Annotated in this window: 14 protein-coding genes; 8 read left to right on the top strand and 6 right to left on the bottom strand. The window is 59.3% G+C overall.

Features of this window, described 5'->3' with window-relative positions; genetic code table 11:
* Positions 1-31: 31 nt before the first annotated feature.
* A complete protein-coding gene (locus tag C7477_RS12035) occupies positions 32-1,459 on the bottom strand; it encodes a cytochrome P450 (protein ID WP_245411824.1) in 1,428 nt (475 codons plus the stop codon).
* 192 nt (positions 1,460-1,651) lie between these two features.
* On the opposite strand from C7477_RS12035, the gene gyrB reads away from it, so the two are divergent.
* The 5 genes from gyrB (at position 1,652) to C7477_RS12010 (ending at position 8,062) form a co-directional block, all read left to right on the top strand.
* Positions 1,652-4,102 (top strand): DNA topoisomerase (ATP-hydrolyzing) subunit B, encoded by a 2,451-nt coding sequence (gyrB, locus tag C7477_RS12030; RefSeq protein WP_110752456.1) that lies wholly within the window; start codon positions 1,652-1,654, stop codon positions 4,100-4,102.
* A 229-nt stretch (positions 4,103-4,331) separates the two neighbouring features.
* Positions 4,332-5,879, top strand: a complete 1,548-nt coding sequence (gene rpoN, locus C7477_RS12025) for an RNA polymerase factor sigma-54 (protein ID WP_110752404.1) — start codon at positions 4,332-4,334, stop codon at positions 5,877-5,879.
* 259 nt (positions 5,880-6,138) lie between these two features.
* Positions 6,139-6,744 carry a ribosome hibernation-promoting factor, HPF/YfiA family gene (gene hpf / locus C7477_RS12020; RefSeq protein WP_110752402.1) on the top strand — a complete coding sequence of 202 codons (606 nt, stop codon included), beginning with the start codon at positions 6,139-6,141 and terminating at the stop codon, positions 6,742-6,744.
* 230 nt (positions 6,745-6,974) lie between these two features.
* Positions 6,975-7,439 (top strand): PTS IIA-like nitrogen regulatory protein PtsN, encoded by a 465-nt coding sequence (gene ptsN / locus C7477_RS12015; RefSeq protein ID WP_110752401.1) that lies wholly within the window; start codon positions 6,975-6,977, stop codon positions 7,437-7,439.
* A gap of 128 nt (positions 7,440-7,567) precedes the next feature.
* Positions 7,568-8,062 carry a hypothetical protein gene (locus tag C7477_RS12010; protein WP_110752399.1) on the top strand — a complete coding sequence of 165 codons (495 nt, stop codon included), beginning with the start codon at positions 7,568-7,570 and terminating at the stop codon, positions 8,060-8,062.
* Between the two features lie 68 nt (positions 8,063-8,130).
* Here C7477_RS12010 and C7477_RS12005 read toward each other — a convergent pair whose 3' ends face one another.
* Both C7477_RS12005 and C7477_RS12000 read right to left on the bottom strand, forming a co-directional pair.
* On the bottom strand, positions 8,131-8,394 hold the full coding sequence (locus tag C7477_RS12005; protein ID WP_110752397.1) for a BQ00720 family protein: 264 nt from the start codon (positions 8,392-8,394) through the stop codon (positions 8,131-8,133).
* 100 nt (positions 8,395-8,494) lie between these two features.
* On the bottom strand, positions 8,495-8,917 hold the full coding sequence (locus C7477_RS12000) for an Hsp20 family protein (RefSeq protein ID WP_110752395.1): 423 nt from the start codon (positions 8,915-8,917) through the stop codon (positions 8,495-8,497).
* A 219-nt stretch (positions 8,918-9,136) separates the two neighbouring features.
* Here C7477_RS12000 and C7477_RS11995 point away from each other — a divergent pair, with 219 nt between their 5' ends.
* The gene (locus C7477_RS11995) at positions 9,137-10,072 is read left to right on the top strand and encodes a nucleoside hydrolase (RefSeq protein ID WP_110752393.1); all 936 of its coding nucleotides are present in this window, start codon (positions 9,137-9,139) and stop codon (positions 10,070-10,072) included.
* 180 nt (positions 10,073-10,252) lie between these two features.
* On the opposite strand, the gene C7477_RS11990 is transcribed toward C7477_RS11995, so the two are convergent.
* Both C7477_RS11990 and C7477_RS11985 read right to left on the bottom strand, forming a co-directional pair.
* Positions 10,253-11,137, bottom strand: coding sequence for a ribokinase (locus C7477_RS11990; protein ID WP_110752454.1), 885 nt, complete (start codon positions 11,135-11,137; stop codon positions 10,253-10,255).
* Positions 11,138-11,187: 50 nt separating this feature from the next.
* On the bottom strand, positions 11,188-11,688 hold the full coding sequence (locus C7477_RS11985; protein WP_110752391.1) for a DUF2244 domain-containing protein: 501 nt from the start codon (positions 11,686-11,688) through the stop codon (positions 11,188-11,190).
* Positions 11,689-11,738: 50 nt separating this feature from the next.
* Between C7477_RS11985 and nth the strand changes: the two genes are divergently transcribed.
* Positions 11,739-12,470, top strand: a complete 732-nt coding sequence (gene nth / locus C7477_RS11980; protein ID WP_110752389.1) for an endonuclease III — start codon at positions 11,739-11,741, stop codon at positions 12,468-12,470.
* Between the two features lie 112 nt (positions 12,471-12,582).
* Here nth and C7477_RS11975 read toward each other — a convergent pair whose 3' ends face one another.
* A complete protein-coding gene (locus C7477_RS11975) occupies positions 12,583-13,299 on the bottom strand; it encodes a sulfate transporter family protein (protein ID WP_110752452.1) in 717 nt (238 codons plus the stop codon).
* 153 nt (positions 13,300-13,452) lie between these two features.
* Between C7477_RS11975 and C7477_RS11970 the strand changes: the two genes are divergently transcribed.
* Positions 13,453-14,460 carry an adenosine kinase gene (locus C7477_RS11970; RefSeq protein ID WP_110752387.1) on the top strand — a complete coding sequence of 336 codons (1,008 nt, stop codon included), beginning with the start codon at positions 13,453-13,455 and terminating at the stop codon, positions 14,458-14,460.
* Positions 14,461-14,502 lie beyond the last annotated feature (42 nt).

The following is a 14,502-nucleotide window of genomic DNA, read 5'->3' as shown; positions in this document are numbered from 1 at the left end:
AAAATAATATATGGAGAAATTTCATAAGAAATCAAGTTTTATTTTGGACCCGCGGCGCCACCTTCATCGGCAAGCCGCCCTGCGGCTGCGTCGTCAGCTTCTGCACCGGCCAAGGCTTGGTCTCCCCCACCGTATCGAACCGGTAACGCGAAATAAGGACCGCAAGCGCGATGACGGCTTCCTGCAGCGCGAAGCTCGCGCCGATGCAGACGCGCGGACCCGCGCCGAAGGGCAAATATTGGAAGCGGTCGATCTTGTCGCGATTTTCCGGGTGGAAGCGCGCTGGAATGAAGGCTTCCGGGTTTTGCCAGTAGAGGCGATGGCGGTGGATCGTCCACGGCATGGCGAGAACCGTCGAACCCTTTGCGATTTTCAAATCGCGATACTGGTCGTCTTCCACCGCCTCGCGGTTGATGGAAGGCGCAGGCGGATAGAGCCGCATCGCCTCTTCGAAGGCCGCGCGAGTGAAGGGCAGATTATCCAGCCATTGATGCGGCGGCAGATCACGCCCGCCTTTGCCGAAGAAGCCATCGATCTCCGCTTCGACGATTTCGCGCTCCTGCACCGCCTCCGCCAGCAGATAAAGCGTCCAGCCCAGCGCGCGGGCGGTCGTCTCGTGTCCCGCGCCGATGAAGGTGATGATGTTGTCCTCGATCTCCGCGCGCGAAAGCCCGTCCGGACCTTCGGTTTTCAAAAGCAGCGTCAGGAAGTCGTTGGGGACATCGTCGCCCTTGGCCATCCGTGTTTTCCGCATCGCGACCGTATCGGCGACGATCTTGCGGAAGAAGGCGAGCGAGCGGCGCCCACGGATTTGAGTAAAGCGAGGCAGCCATACAGGCGCGCCCAAGAGATCCAGCGGATCGACGCGGCCCATGGTCTCGAACAGATTGTCGATTTCATGAGCGAACTGGCCCGGCTCTCCGGCGATCTCACCGGAAAACAGCGTCGCCGCCAGGATGTCATAAGTCAGCAGCGTCATGTCGCGGGCGACATCGGTGATGAGGCCTGGTGTTTGATAGCGCTCGGCAAAAGCTACGGAACGCTCCAGCATCGCTTCAGCGAAACCATGGATATGCCTCGGCGTGAAGACCGGCGCCATCGCCTTGCGCGAACGTCGCCAGACCTCGCCTTCCGCCGTCAGCAGCCCGTCGCGCAGGATCGGGCGCAGGATGCGCTGGCGCACCGCCGCCATGCGGTAGTTCTTCGCATTATCGACCAGCACATGACGGATCAGCCCGGGATCGTTGGCGATGATGGTGTGCATCCCCATCCAGTCCACCTCGACCCATGGCTCGTTATAGGAGGGCTTCCCCCATAGCTCCAGTGGGTTGCGGTAGATGATGCGGATGAGTTCGAGGCGCCCCACCGGCTTTTCCCGCGGGGTAGGGGCGGGTGGAATGAATGGATCAGCGGAACGGTCCGCTTTGGCGCATACGCCACCCATCGTCATGTCGCTCATGGATGAAACTCCATCATGCGTCCAATATAGGGTGGTACCGGCAATCCCGCCACGGGAGGCGGGTTCTTTCCCGCAAAATCGCCGCAAAGATTTGGAAAAACTGGCTTTAACACCTATATTAACCCGATCTTGGCGCGTGATTCGCGGGGCCTGCGCCGCGCCATCTTTTCGGCAGACAGACGAAAGTTTTTCATGAGCGAAATATCCGAGACGACACCGGAAACGGTCTCCGGCGCATCCTCCGAATATGGGGCTGAATCCATCAAGGTGCTTAAAGGGCTGGATGCGGTACGCAAGCGCCCCGGCATGTATATCGGTGATACGGACGACGGTTCCGGCCTGCACCACATGGTCTACGAAGTCGTGGACAATGCAATCGACGAGGCGCTGGCCGGCCACGCCACGCTCGTTACCGTCACGCTCAATGCCGACGGCTCCTGCACCGTCACGGACAATGGCCGCGGCATCCCCACGGATATGCACTCCGAAGGCGTCTCTGCGGCTGAAGTCATCATGACGCAGCTCCACGCGGGCGGCAAGTTTGACCAGAATTCCTATAAGGTATCCGGCGGCCTGCATGGCGTCGGCGTGTCGGTGGTCAATGCGCTTTCGGTGTGGCTGAAGCTGAAGATCCGCCGCAAGGGGCAGATTTTCGAGATGAGCTTCACCCATGGCGTGGCCGATGCGCCGCTCGCCATAACCGGCGATGCCGGCAGCGAGACGGGAACGGAAGTCACCTTCCTGCCCTCGTCCGAAACCTTCACCATGATCGAATTCGATTTCGATACGCTGGAGCGCCGCCTGCGCGAGCTTGCCTTCCTGAATTCCGGCGTGCGCATCAAGCTGACCGATCGCCGTCACGCGGATATCAAGGAGCACGAGCTGCACTACGAGGGCGGCCTGGTTGAATTCGTCCGCTATATCGACAACGGCAAGAGTTCGGTGATCGGCGAACCTATCTATATCCGCACCGAAAAGGACGGCATGACTGTCGAGGTGGCGATGTGGTGGAACGATTCCTACCACGAAAAAGTCCTCTGCTTCACAAACAACATCCCGCAGCGCGACGGCGGCTCGCATCTTGCCGGCTTCCGCGGCGCGCTCACCCGCCAGATAACGGGCTATGCCGATAGCTCAGGGATGACCAAGAAGGAAAAGGTGTCGCTCATTGGCGACGATTGCCGCGAGGGGCTGACCGCCATTCTTTCGGTCAAGGTTCCGGACCCCAAATTTTCCTCGCAAACCAAGGACAAGCTGGTTTCCTCCGAAGTGCGCCCCGTGGTGGAAAGCTGCGTCAACGAGGCCCTGTCGATCTGGCTGGAAGAGCATCCGGCGCAGGGCAAGGCCGTGATCGAGAAGGTCATTCAGGCCGCCGCCGCCCGCGAGGCGGCGCGCAAGGCGCGCGACATGACCCGCAAGACAAGTCTCGGTATCACGTCGCTTCCCGGCAAGCTCGCCGATTGTCAGGAACGTGATCCGGCCAAATCCGAAATCTTCATCGTCGAGGGTGACTCGGCCGGCGGCTCCGCCAAGGGCGGCCGCTCGCGCCAGAACCAGGCGATCCTGCCGCTGCGTGGCAAGATCCTCAATGTAGAGCGCGTGAAGCTGGACAGGATGCTCTCGTCGGAACAGATCGGCACGCTGATCACGGCGCTCGGCACCTCCATCGGCAAGGATGAAGTGCACGGGTTCAATCCGGACAAGCTGCGCTACCACAAGATCATTATCATGACCGACGCCGACGTGGACGGCGCTCATATCCGTACGCTGCTGCTCACCTTCTTCTTTCGGCAGATGCCGGAGCTGATCGAGCGCGGCCATCTCTATATCGCCCAGCCGCCGCTCTATAAGGTGACGCGCGGCAAGTCCTCGCAATATATCAAGAACGAGGAAGCCTTCGAGGAATTCCTCATTGAATCGGGCTTGGAAGAGGCAACGCTGACGCTCGCCAATGGCGAGGTGCGGGCCAGCGCCGATCTGCATGCCGTCATCAACGATGCGCTGGCTGTCCGCCACCTGCTGACCGGCCTGCACACGCGCTATAATCGCAACGTGGTCGAGCAGGCGGCGATTGCCGGCGCGCTCAACCTCGAACTCGCGAGCAATGCGGAAAGAGCGCAGACGGCGGCGGACGATATTGCGCGCCGTCTCGATCTCATCGCCGAGGAGACGGAACGCGGCTGGACGGGCTATGTTTCGGAAGATGGCGGCTATCGCTTCGAGCGGATGCTGCGCGGCGTCAAGGATGTGACCACGCTCGACATGGCGTTGCTCGGTTCGGCCGATGCCCGCCAGCTCGACCGTTTTGCATCCCGCCTGCATGAGATCTACGCTGCTCCCCCGGCGCTCCGCCGTAAGGACAAGATCGAAGTCATCTCCGGTCCGCTCGCGCTGCTCGAAGCCGTGTTTGCCACTGGCAAGAAAGGCTTGACGCTGCAAAGATACAAAGGCTTGGGCGAGATGAATGCCGACCAGCTCTGGGAAACGACGCTCGATCCGAATGCCCGCTCGCTGCTGCAGGTCAAGATTTCGGATGCGACCAATGCGGACACGCTTTTCAGCCGCCTGATGGGCGACGCCGTGGAGCCGCGCCGCGAGTTCATCCAGGAAAACGCGCTGAGCGTCGCCAATCTGGACGTTTAGGCGACGAGCGTTCTCGATCACTTTCCTTTTGATGCTTCGAAAAGTGAGATAGTGAGTGGTGATTTTTCACCTGCTCGCTATCTCACTACCTCACCATTCCCATTGACAAGCAAGGTTTGTACCAGTTTTGTAAGGAGGGGCGTGGAAGCATGATCCCGAAAAGTTGCTGACTTTTCGGACAAGATTATGCGGCTTAAAAAGGTGCGTAAACGGGGGGGAGTTTTAGGCCATGGCACTTTCGCCGAAGCTCGATCTGCGGCAATCGCAATCATTGGTCATGACGCCGCAGCTGATGCAGTCGATCCGGCTGTTGCAGATGACCCATATCGAGCTTGAGCAATTCATCGATCTGGAAATCGAGAAAAATCCGTTGCTTGAGCGTATCGATCAGGCTGACGATACGGAGATGGCTGGCGATGCCGATAATTTGCCCCTTGAGAGCCAAGGCGAAGCAGATACCGATTGGCTGGAGGAGGGCGGCGCGCCGGATGCGGACACCATAGCGCAAACCTATGATAGCTCCATGGAGAACGTTTTCCCGGACGATCCCGGTCGCTATGATCAGATCGCGCCCGACCTTGCCTCGCAGTGGAAATCTTCCGGCGGCGATGGCTATGTCAGCGGTGGCGAGGGGTTCGATATCGAGCAGGTGACGGCGCATCGCGTCTCGCTGCGTGAATATGTGGATGAGCAGATACTCTTCGCTTTCAGTGACCCGGTCATAAGGCTGATTGCCGCCGAACTTGCCGATCATCTTGATGAAATGGGCTATCTGCGTGCCGATATTTCCGAGGTCGCTGGGCGTATGGGCGTTGAATTGCCGATGGTGAAGCAGGTGCTCGGCGTGTTGCAAACCTTCGATCCGCCGGGGCTTTTCGCCCGCGATCTTGCCGAATGTCTGAGCCTTCAATTAAAGGAAAAGGACCGTTTCGATCCGGCGATGCAGGCGCTGGTCGCCAATCTCGAATTGCTGGCGAAGCGAGACTTTCAAGCCTTGAAAAAGCTTTGCGGCGTTGATGAGCAGGATCTTCTCGATATGCTGGCGGAGATCCGCCTCCTCGACCCGAGGCCGGGCGCGCTTTTCTCCGCCGGTACGGCTGATGCCATCGTGCCGGATATTCACGTCCTATCTGCTCCCGGCGGTGGTTGGGAAATCGAGCTGAACCCCGCCGCCCTGCCGCGCGTCCTCATCAATTATGATTACCACGCTGTCGTTAAGCGTGGTATCGGGCCGCAGGACAAAGAGTTTCTTTCCGAATGTCTGCAGAACGCCAATTGGCTGACGCGTAGCCTCGACCAGCGTGCCCGCACCATTCTCAAGGTCGCACACGAAATTGTGCGTCGTCAGGACGGCTTTCTGGCAAAGGGCGTTACGCAGTTGAAGCCGCTCAATCTGCGCAATGTGGCCGACGCCATCGGCATGCATGAATCGACGGTGAGTCGCATCACGGCAAACAAATATATGCTGACACCGCGCGGTGTCTTCGAACTGCGTTATTTTTTCAATGCGGCGATTGCGTCCGCCGGGGAGGGGGACGACGCGCATTCCTCGGAGGCGGTGCGCTATCGGATACGCCGGTTGATAGATCGCGAGACCCCCGATTCGATATTGTCCGACGACGCCATTGTCGATATCCTCAATCGGGATGGCGTGGATATCGCGCGGCGCACCGTCGCCAAATACCGGGAAGCGATGAGCATTCCATCGTCTATCCAGCGGCGGCGGGAGAAAAAGGCGATTGCCGCATCCGGCGCAACCAGGGAGGGAGTCCATTAAGGGCTTCTTAAGATTGAATTGACTTTCGCAATGTCACTCAATAGAAGCCCGCTCGCGTGAGTAGATGCGCGAGCTGTCGAAAGCTGCATGGCCATCTGGGCCAAAGGACGTGAGGGATGCACGGCAGCAGGTGGTTTAATCGGAACGGGGAAAGTTTAATCATAGGTCCGCGCGCAAAGTGCTTGCAGCTGACCGCTTTGCTCACGTCATGCCTTGTGATTAGATGACACAGGGCGCAACGCAAACGAGGTATAACCACATGAGTCTGCGTATTTCCGGAAAGCACATGGACATCGGCGATGCCTTCCGCATCCGCATCGAGGAACGGATCGGCGAGATAGTCGGCAAATATTTCGATGGCGGATATTCCGGCCATGTCACGGTGGTCAAATCCGGCTCCCGCTTTTCGGCAGACTGCATGTTGCATCTCGATAGCGGCGCGGCGCTGCAGGCCACAGGCGAGGCGCAGGACCCGCAATTGGCTTTCGACGCGGCCGCTGATAGGATCGAGACGCGCCTGCGTCGTTACAAGCGAAGGTTGAAGTCGCATCAGGTCGCCAACAACAATTCTGCCTATGACGACGTGATCTATCGGGTGATGTCGCCCGCTCCTGAAGAGGAGGATGATGACGACGCTGAAGTCATCAAGGATTACGCGCCGACGATCGTCGCCGAAACCTCGGTGTCGCTGCGCACCATGAGCGTGGCTTCCGCTGTCGTGGAGCTTGATTTGAAGGACAGCCCGGTTCTCGTATTCCGCAATGCCGGCAACGACCAGGTCAATATCGTATACCGTCGGGCCGATGGAAACATCGGTTGGATCGATCCGTCGGCGGTGAAGGGGCAGAAAGTATCGGGTTCCTAGCATGGTTCTGGACCGAAGGTCAGCGTCAGCAAAAGTTGCAGACTTTTCGGGGGAGGGTCCATGCGACTAAACAGAGTAGCCGTTTGTAAGTAGCGTTGCGTAGCAGTTTTGCCGTCAGCCGCATTGGCTGGCGGTGATATAATGTTTGAAGGTTTCCGTATTGTTCGGGGTGGGCGGAAACTTATATAGAATTCGGGATTGTTGATCCCGCATCAAGAAGGAATGGAGAGATGGATCTTAGCGATCTGATTCAGCCGACGGCTATCATGCCGGCGCTGAAAGCGGGCTCCAAAAAGCAATTGTTACAGATCATGGCCGCGAAGGCCGCGGAGCTGACGGGTCTTCCCGAACGAGAAGTATTCGATACGGTCTTGCAGCGGGAGCGGCTGGGTTCCACGGGGGTTGGAAACGGCATCGCTATCCCGCATGGCAAACTGCCCAGCGTCAAGCGCATTACCGGGCTTTTCGCGCGTCTTGAGAATCCGGTGGATTTCGAGGCGCTGGACGATCAGCCGGTGGATATCGTTTTCCTGTTGCTGGCCCCTGAAAATGCCGGCGCGGACCATCTCAAGGCTCTCTCGCGCATCGCCCGCCTTATGCGCGATCCCGATATGGTGGCAAAGCTCCGTGATACCTACGACGCGCAGGCGCTTTATGCGTTTTTGACAACACAGCCCACGTCTCACGCGGCTTGAGATCAAGCCGGACGGCCAGCTTCCATCAAGGCCTATAGTTTGCTTCCGCCAATCGCCAGCGTTGCAGGTCGATTGCGGTATGGAAGGTGCGGGCGCGTGAAGCAAAAAGCCAGTATTAGGAATAAACTATGGATACAATTTCAAAGAAACTACCTCTGTTCGTGCTGATTTCTATTACACTGTGTATCGGCGCTGCAAACGCAGCAGGTCTCAAAAATTTTGCAGATGAGACGCGCGAAATTTCCAACATCATTAAATGTCCGGACTCCAAGATCATGAAAACTGAAGGATTGCCTGACCTATGGGGATGCATCTTTCCGGGGGCCGACGCCGTTAAAGTGTTCGTTAATGCGAGCGATGACAACGCTTCAGTCAGCAATGTAAAGATTATGTGGAACGACTGGACACAAGATACAGGATACGGCGTCCATATCGACAAGGAGATTGCCGAGGCTTGGGTCTCAGCGCTGGCGACAAAATATGCGCCTGAAAAGGTAGCTGAAGTGCTGGATGCATTTCGTGGAAAAACTGACACTGTAATCGAGGGTGACGGAGTACATGTAAAGTATACCTACTTTAAAGGGCCCGCCATTGATGAAAGGCTAATAACAATTACGCCTTAATTCGAAAATACCGAATTTAGGGCTGCCTTCGAAAGGGCAGCCCTTTTATAGTCAGAGACACGGAAAAATTAATGCAGCATCACCGTGCGCAATTCATGCTCTTGCGCCCCCGCAAGGATATTGGCGCGCGCGTCGGAGAGTACGATCGGTGCGCCGTCAGCGCCGAAAAGCGCCCATAGCTCCATCCCCGGCATCATCGGCGGCAGGGCAGGGAAGGTGCGTGCCAGATCGTCGGTCAGCATCTTGCGCACATAGGCGACTTCGCCCGCGCCCAGATGCGCGAATTCCGCTTCGGTGAATATTTCCTTGTTCGTGGCCATTTTAGCCTCCATTCTGGCAAGTCGTGCAACTGACCTTGCCCTGAGAGCCGGGGCATATCCCGAAAGGTTGCGGAACTTTCGGATAATTATCCGGCGAAAATAAAGCGCGGCCTCAATCCATTACGCTTATATCGATACGCTTGACGAGCCGTTCTGGTTCCGGGCGATCGAGATCGATTGAAAGCAACCCGTTCTTCAACTGCGCCGCGATCACGCGCATCCCATCCGCCAGCACGAAGACGCGCTGGAACTGGCGCGCCGCAATGCCGCGATGCAGGAATTCGCGTTCCTCTTCGTCGGTCTGCCGCCCGCGAATGACCAGCTGGTTATCTTCTGTGGTGACTTCCAGGTCGCTGTCGGAAAAACCCGCGACGGCCAATGTGATCCGCAGCCGTTCATGGCCGGAATCGGTGCGCAGACGCTCGATATTGTATGGCGGGTATCCGTCGCCGGATTTGGCGATGCGCTCCAGCGTTTTTTCCATCGTATCGAACCCGAGCAGAAGCGGGCTCGAGAACGGTGTCATGCGTGTCATGTTCAGCCCTCATCAAAAGCGACCGTACCCAGCAAGTCCAGGAAAAGTGTGAGGCAGCTTTCCGTCTGGACCTACGTGAGAAACTTGAGGCGAAACCCGTTTCGGCATTTCTCCCTTGCCTTGAGATATGGTCCGTGAAATCCGTCTCTTCAAGAGCCGAATCGGATTCCTGCCCGCTGGGTTTTCCCTTTTGGTGTAAGAGCAAGGAGCAGGGCGGCAATGGCGCGCAAGATCATCATCGATACCGATCCCGGGCAGGACGACGCGCTGGCGATTCTTCTGGCATTGGCGAGCCCCGAGCTGGACGTTCTGGGCCTCACCGTCGTCGCGGGGAATGTGCCGCTTGCGCTGACGCAAAAGAACGCGCGCAAGATCTGCGAGCTGGCCGGCAAGCCGGAGACGAAGGTCTATGCCGGCGCCGCGCAGCCCCTTATGCGCCCGCTGGTGACGGCGGAACATGTCCATGGCCGCACCGGGCTCGACGGGCCGGATTTGCCGGAGCCGCAAATGCCGCTGCAGCCGCAGCACGCGGTCGATTTTATCATTGAGACACTTATGCGCGAGGAGCCGGGCAGCGTCACGCTCTGCCCCATCGGGCCGCTCACCAACATCGCGATGGCGCTGATCCGCGCCCCTGAAATCGCCCCCCGGATTCGCGAGATCGTGCTGATGGGCGGCGCCTTTTTCGAAGGCGGAAACATCACGCCGACCGCCGAGTTCAACATCTATGTCGATCCGGAAGCGGCCAAGGTCGTCTTCGCCGCCGGAATTCCCATCGTGGTGATGCCGCTCGACGTCACCCACAAGGCGCTGACCAAAGCAGAGCGCATCGACCTTTTCCGCGCGATGTGCACCAAGCCAGGCGATGCCTGCGTGGCGCTGCTCGAATTCTTCGAGCGCTTCGATGAAGCGAAATACGGCAGCGACGGCGGACCGCTGCACGACCCCAACGTCATCGCCTATCTCCTGAAGCCGGACCTTTATTCGGGCCGCACCTGCAATGTCGAGATCGAGACGCAGTCGGAGCTGACCCTCGGCATGACCGTCATCGACTGGTGGGGCGTCACCGGCAGGCCGAAAAACGCGCTCGTCATGCGCGATGTCGACCACGACGGCTTCTTCGCGCTCCTTGCGGAGCGGATTGGAACGCTTTGACGCTTCTATTGCCCCTCACCCTTACCCTCCGTGAAGAACGGGGAGAGGGGGCGTAGACGTTGCCACCTCTTTCTTCTCCCCGCGTGCGGGTTGAGGAGCGATCCGTGCAGCGGACAAAAAGCCAACGATTTGGCTTTTTGAGCGACGAACGTGCCGGCAGGCGGATGAGGGGCATTCCGCTTACGTTGGCAACTCATCCGCAAACGGAATAGCCGGCTGCGCGCCCGGCTTCAGACACGCGAGCGAGGCGGCTATCGCTGCCTGGCGGCAGGCGGCCTTCAGGGCCAGCCCCATGTCGAGACCGGCGGCGAGATAACCGCAGAATGTGTCGCCCGCGCCGACCGTATCGACCGGCTTGACGGGATAGGCAGGCATGGCGAATGCCTCTTGCGGCGTGGCGGCGCAAAGGCCATCCGCGCCGAGCGTCACAATCACTGTACGACCGGTCTTCGCCGCGAAATCCGCCATGCGGCTTTCCCGATCCGCGCCTTCAAGTTTCAACCGGCTGGCCGCCAGATCGAACTCCGTCTCGTTGGCGATGACGATATCGGCGAGCGGCAGCAGATCCGCCGCCTCGTCGCGCCAGGGCGCGATATTCAGAATGGAAATGGTGCCATTCTCCCGCGCCGCTTTCAACGCCGCGCCGACCGTCGCGAGTGGGATTTCATGCTGAAGCAGAAGATGCCCGCCGGAAAGGCCCGCTGCTTTTACATCGCCTAGCGAAACCGTTCCATTCGCGCCCGGCACGACGACGATGACATTCTCACCCGATGCCTCGACGGTAATGAGCGCTATTCCCGTCGCCACTTCCGCCTTGCGCACGAGACTGAGATCGACGCCCCCTTCATCGAGAAGCGCCATTGATTCCCCTCCAAAGGCGTCGTTGCCGATGGCGCCCACCATACGGACCCGGGCTCCAGCCCTTGCCGCCGCCAGCGCCTGGTTGGCGCCTTTGCCGCCGGGCGCCGACTGGAAATCGGAGCCCGATACGGTCTCGCCCGGCTTCGGCAGATGCATGGTCCGTGCGATAAGGTCGAGATTGATGGAGCCGATAACGGTGATCATGGGAACTCCTGTATTGATGCCAAAACGCATATACAGGGTATCGGAGCCGATCAACGCCCTTTGGCGGTCGCAAGCGCTTTGGTGAATGCGCTGGCGAAAGATTCGCGGTCGTCCGGATTGAGGAAGGAGCCGATTGCAACGCGCCGCCCTTCGCCCTCGACATTCATCGCCGTGATGCCGATCTCGTCATGCCGCGCGATACGGAACCTCGCCCAGAATGGGTTGAAGCGATGCTCGCGCGTGTGGCCCGATGGCGCGATTTGCCTTATGTCGAGCGCGGTGCGCGAGACGGATATTTCTTCCCGGGCGCGGGCCGCGCGATAATTCAGGCGGAAGGCGAGATAGACGATGAGTACATCGAGCCCGAAAAAGCCGAACACCGGCCATGCGCCCAATGACAGAAAGAAGACACCGCAGATTATCCAGCCCGCGATGAGCACCGCCATCAGCACCAGGAATCCGGTGCGTCCGAGCGAGCGGTGCGGCACCAGCATGGCGCGGAAGAAGGGCGCTTCATTCGCTTCTGGATTTGCTCCGTCTGGATGCCTCATGTCATCAGCTTTCTTGCCGTGCGGTGCGTCAAACCAGTATAGAGATGCGAATGGAAAACGCCAAAATCAAATCGGAAGCCGTGGCCAAACGCCCGTCCCGCGTGGCGGGAACGCTTTATACCCGGCCGGAAATCCACGAAATCTTCAGGCGCTTCTTGGTCCAGCGCCCGGAGCCGAAGGGCGAACTCGAATATGTGAGCCCCTTCACGCTGCTCGTCGCCGTGGTGCTCTCCGCCCAGGCGACGGATGTCGGCGTCAACAAGGCGACGCGCCCGCTCTTCGCCATCGCCGACACGCCCGAAAAGATGCTGGCGCTGGGAGAGGAAAAGGTCGGTGACTATATCAGGACCATCGGCCTCTGGCGCAACAAGGCGAAGAATGTCATCGCCCTGTCGGAGGCGCTGATTCGCGATCATGGCGGCGAGGTGCCTGACAATCGCGACGCACTGGTGAAACTGCCCGGCGTTGGCCGCAAGACGGCCAATGTAGTGCTCAACGTGGCTTTCGGTCAGCCGGCAATGGCGGTCGATACCCACATTTTCCGCATAGGGAACCGCATCGGCCTCGCGCCGGGCAAAACACCCGAAGCTGTCGAGGAAAAGCTGATGCGGGTCGTGCCGAAGGAATATCTCCTCCATGCCCATCATTGGCTGATCCTGCACGGTCGCTATGTCTGCAAGGCGCGCAAGCCCGAATGTGAGATGTGTATCATCGCCGATCTCTGCAAGGCGGCGGTGAAGACCACGGATATTCCCGCGCCGCTCATTACGATCCGAGCATGATCCCAAAAAGTTGCAGACTTTTTGGATAAGATCATGCGGCTTGGAAACCATGATCCCAAAAAGTTGCAGACTTTTTGGACAAGATCATGCGGCTAAAACAAGAGCGGCATAATCAGGCCGCGACCGGTGCAGGCTCTCGTTTGCTGATCGCCTTGTAGAGGTGCACCATCATCGCGGCGGAGAAGAGCGGCGTCAGGAAATTGACGAACGGAATGGCGAGGAAGACGGCAATCACCAGCCCCGCCATGAACACCGTGACGGCGTATTTGCTGCGTAGCCCCTTTGCCTCGTCAGGGGTCAGGAACCGCATGGCCGCGAATTCGAAATATTCCCGGCCCAGCAGATAGCCGTTGACGATGAAGAAGGCGATGAGATTGATGCCCGGCACGAGCAGAAGAAACAGGGCGAAGATGTTGCCGACGATGACGACGCCCAGAAACTTCAACGAAAGGCCGAGTGACTGCACGAGCGGCAGCGGCTGGCCGGGCGGGTCGGCGGGGTAATCCTGCCGTTCGATGATTTCCGCCGCATCGTCGAGGAAAAATCCCGCGATGATGGCGGCTATGGGCGCGATCAGCAGCGCCAGCCCCAGCGCGAGGCCGAGACTGGCGAAGATCGCGCCGATGGTGCCGAGCCACCCGGCCCATTGCGGCAGGCCCGGCAGCATCTGGTCGAGATAGGGCCATGCCAGATAGGTGAAAAGGTGCCGGAGCGCCACCCAAAGGAGGACGAGGATCAAGAACGTCGCGCCCAGCGATTTCCACACGAGCGAGCGGAATTGCGGTGTGAACAGGTGCCGCAGGGCGGCGTTTGCCGCATCGAAAATCATCGTTTTCCCTTCCGTCCGGCGCGATGCGCGATGTCCCAAGACATAGGATGCCGGCGCGCATTGGAAAAGGCCATGCATCGTGCAGGCTAGCCAAAGACGGCGCAAAACGGTACACCGCAATGATCGTCAATTGTTGGGGCCCACGCGATTTCCATGTCCAAATTCGATGTTCTGTGCATCGGCAACGCGATTGTCGATATTATCGCGCGCACGGATGATGCGTTTCTGGTGAAGAACGTCATCATCAAGGGCGCGATGAACCTGATCGACACGACACGGGCCGAACTGCTTTATGACCGCATGGGACCGGCAATCGAGATGTCGGGCGGCAGCGCCGGCAACACGGCGGCAGGGGTCGCCAGCCTTGGCGGTCGCGCCGCCTATTTCGGCAAGGTCGCGGCGGATCATCTGGGCCGCATCTTCACCCATGATATCCGCGCGCAGGGCGTGGTGTTCGATACCCGTCCGCTGGAAAACGGCGTGCCCACCGCCCGCTCGATGATCTTCGTGACGCCGGATGGCGAGCGCTCCATGAACACTTATCTCGGCGCCTGCGTCGAGCTCGGACCCGAAGATGTGGAAAGCTCGAAGGTCGCGGAAGCCAAGGTCACCTATTTCGAAGGATATCTCTGGGATCCGCCGCGCGCTAAGGAAGCGATCAGGCTTTCGGCCAAGATCGCGCACGAGCACGGGCGCGAAGTGGCGATGACACTCTCCGACCCTTTCTGCGTCGACCGTTACCGTGACGAATTCCTGGAGCTGATGCGCTCCGGTACGGTTGATATCGTCTTCGCCAATGAGGCGGAGCTGAAATCGCTCTACCAGACCGAATCCTTCGAGGCCGGGCTGGAGGCGATCCGCCAGGATTGCAAGCTCGCCGCGGTGACGCGCTCGGAGAAAGGCTCGATCATCGTATCGGGCGACGAAACGGTCGCCGTCCCGGCCATCGAACTCCGCGAGCTGGTGGATACGACCGGCGCGGGCGATCTCTATGCCTCGGGCTTTCTCTATGGCTATACCCATGGCTTCTCGCTGGAAGACAGCGCCCGCCTCGGTTCGCTGACGGCAGGCATCGTCATCCAGCAAATGGGCCCGCGCCCGCAGTCGAGCCTGCGGGATATCGCCGAACAGAGCGGGCTGTTGCAGATGGTTGAAGGATAGAGGCTTTGGGTGTCGGGACCTGTTAGCGAACCCTGATCGTCC

Origin of the sequence: Paramesorhizobium leguminum (genome assembly GCF_003217235.1) — a bacterium.
GTDB lineage: Bacteria > Pseudomonadota > Alphaproteobacteria > Rhizobiales > Rhizobiaceae > Paramesorhizobium > Paramesorhizobium leguminum.
This window is presented reverse-complemented; position numbering and strand designations above follow the sequence as displayed.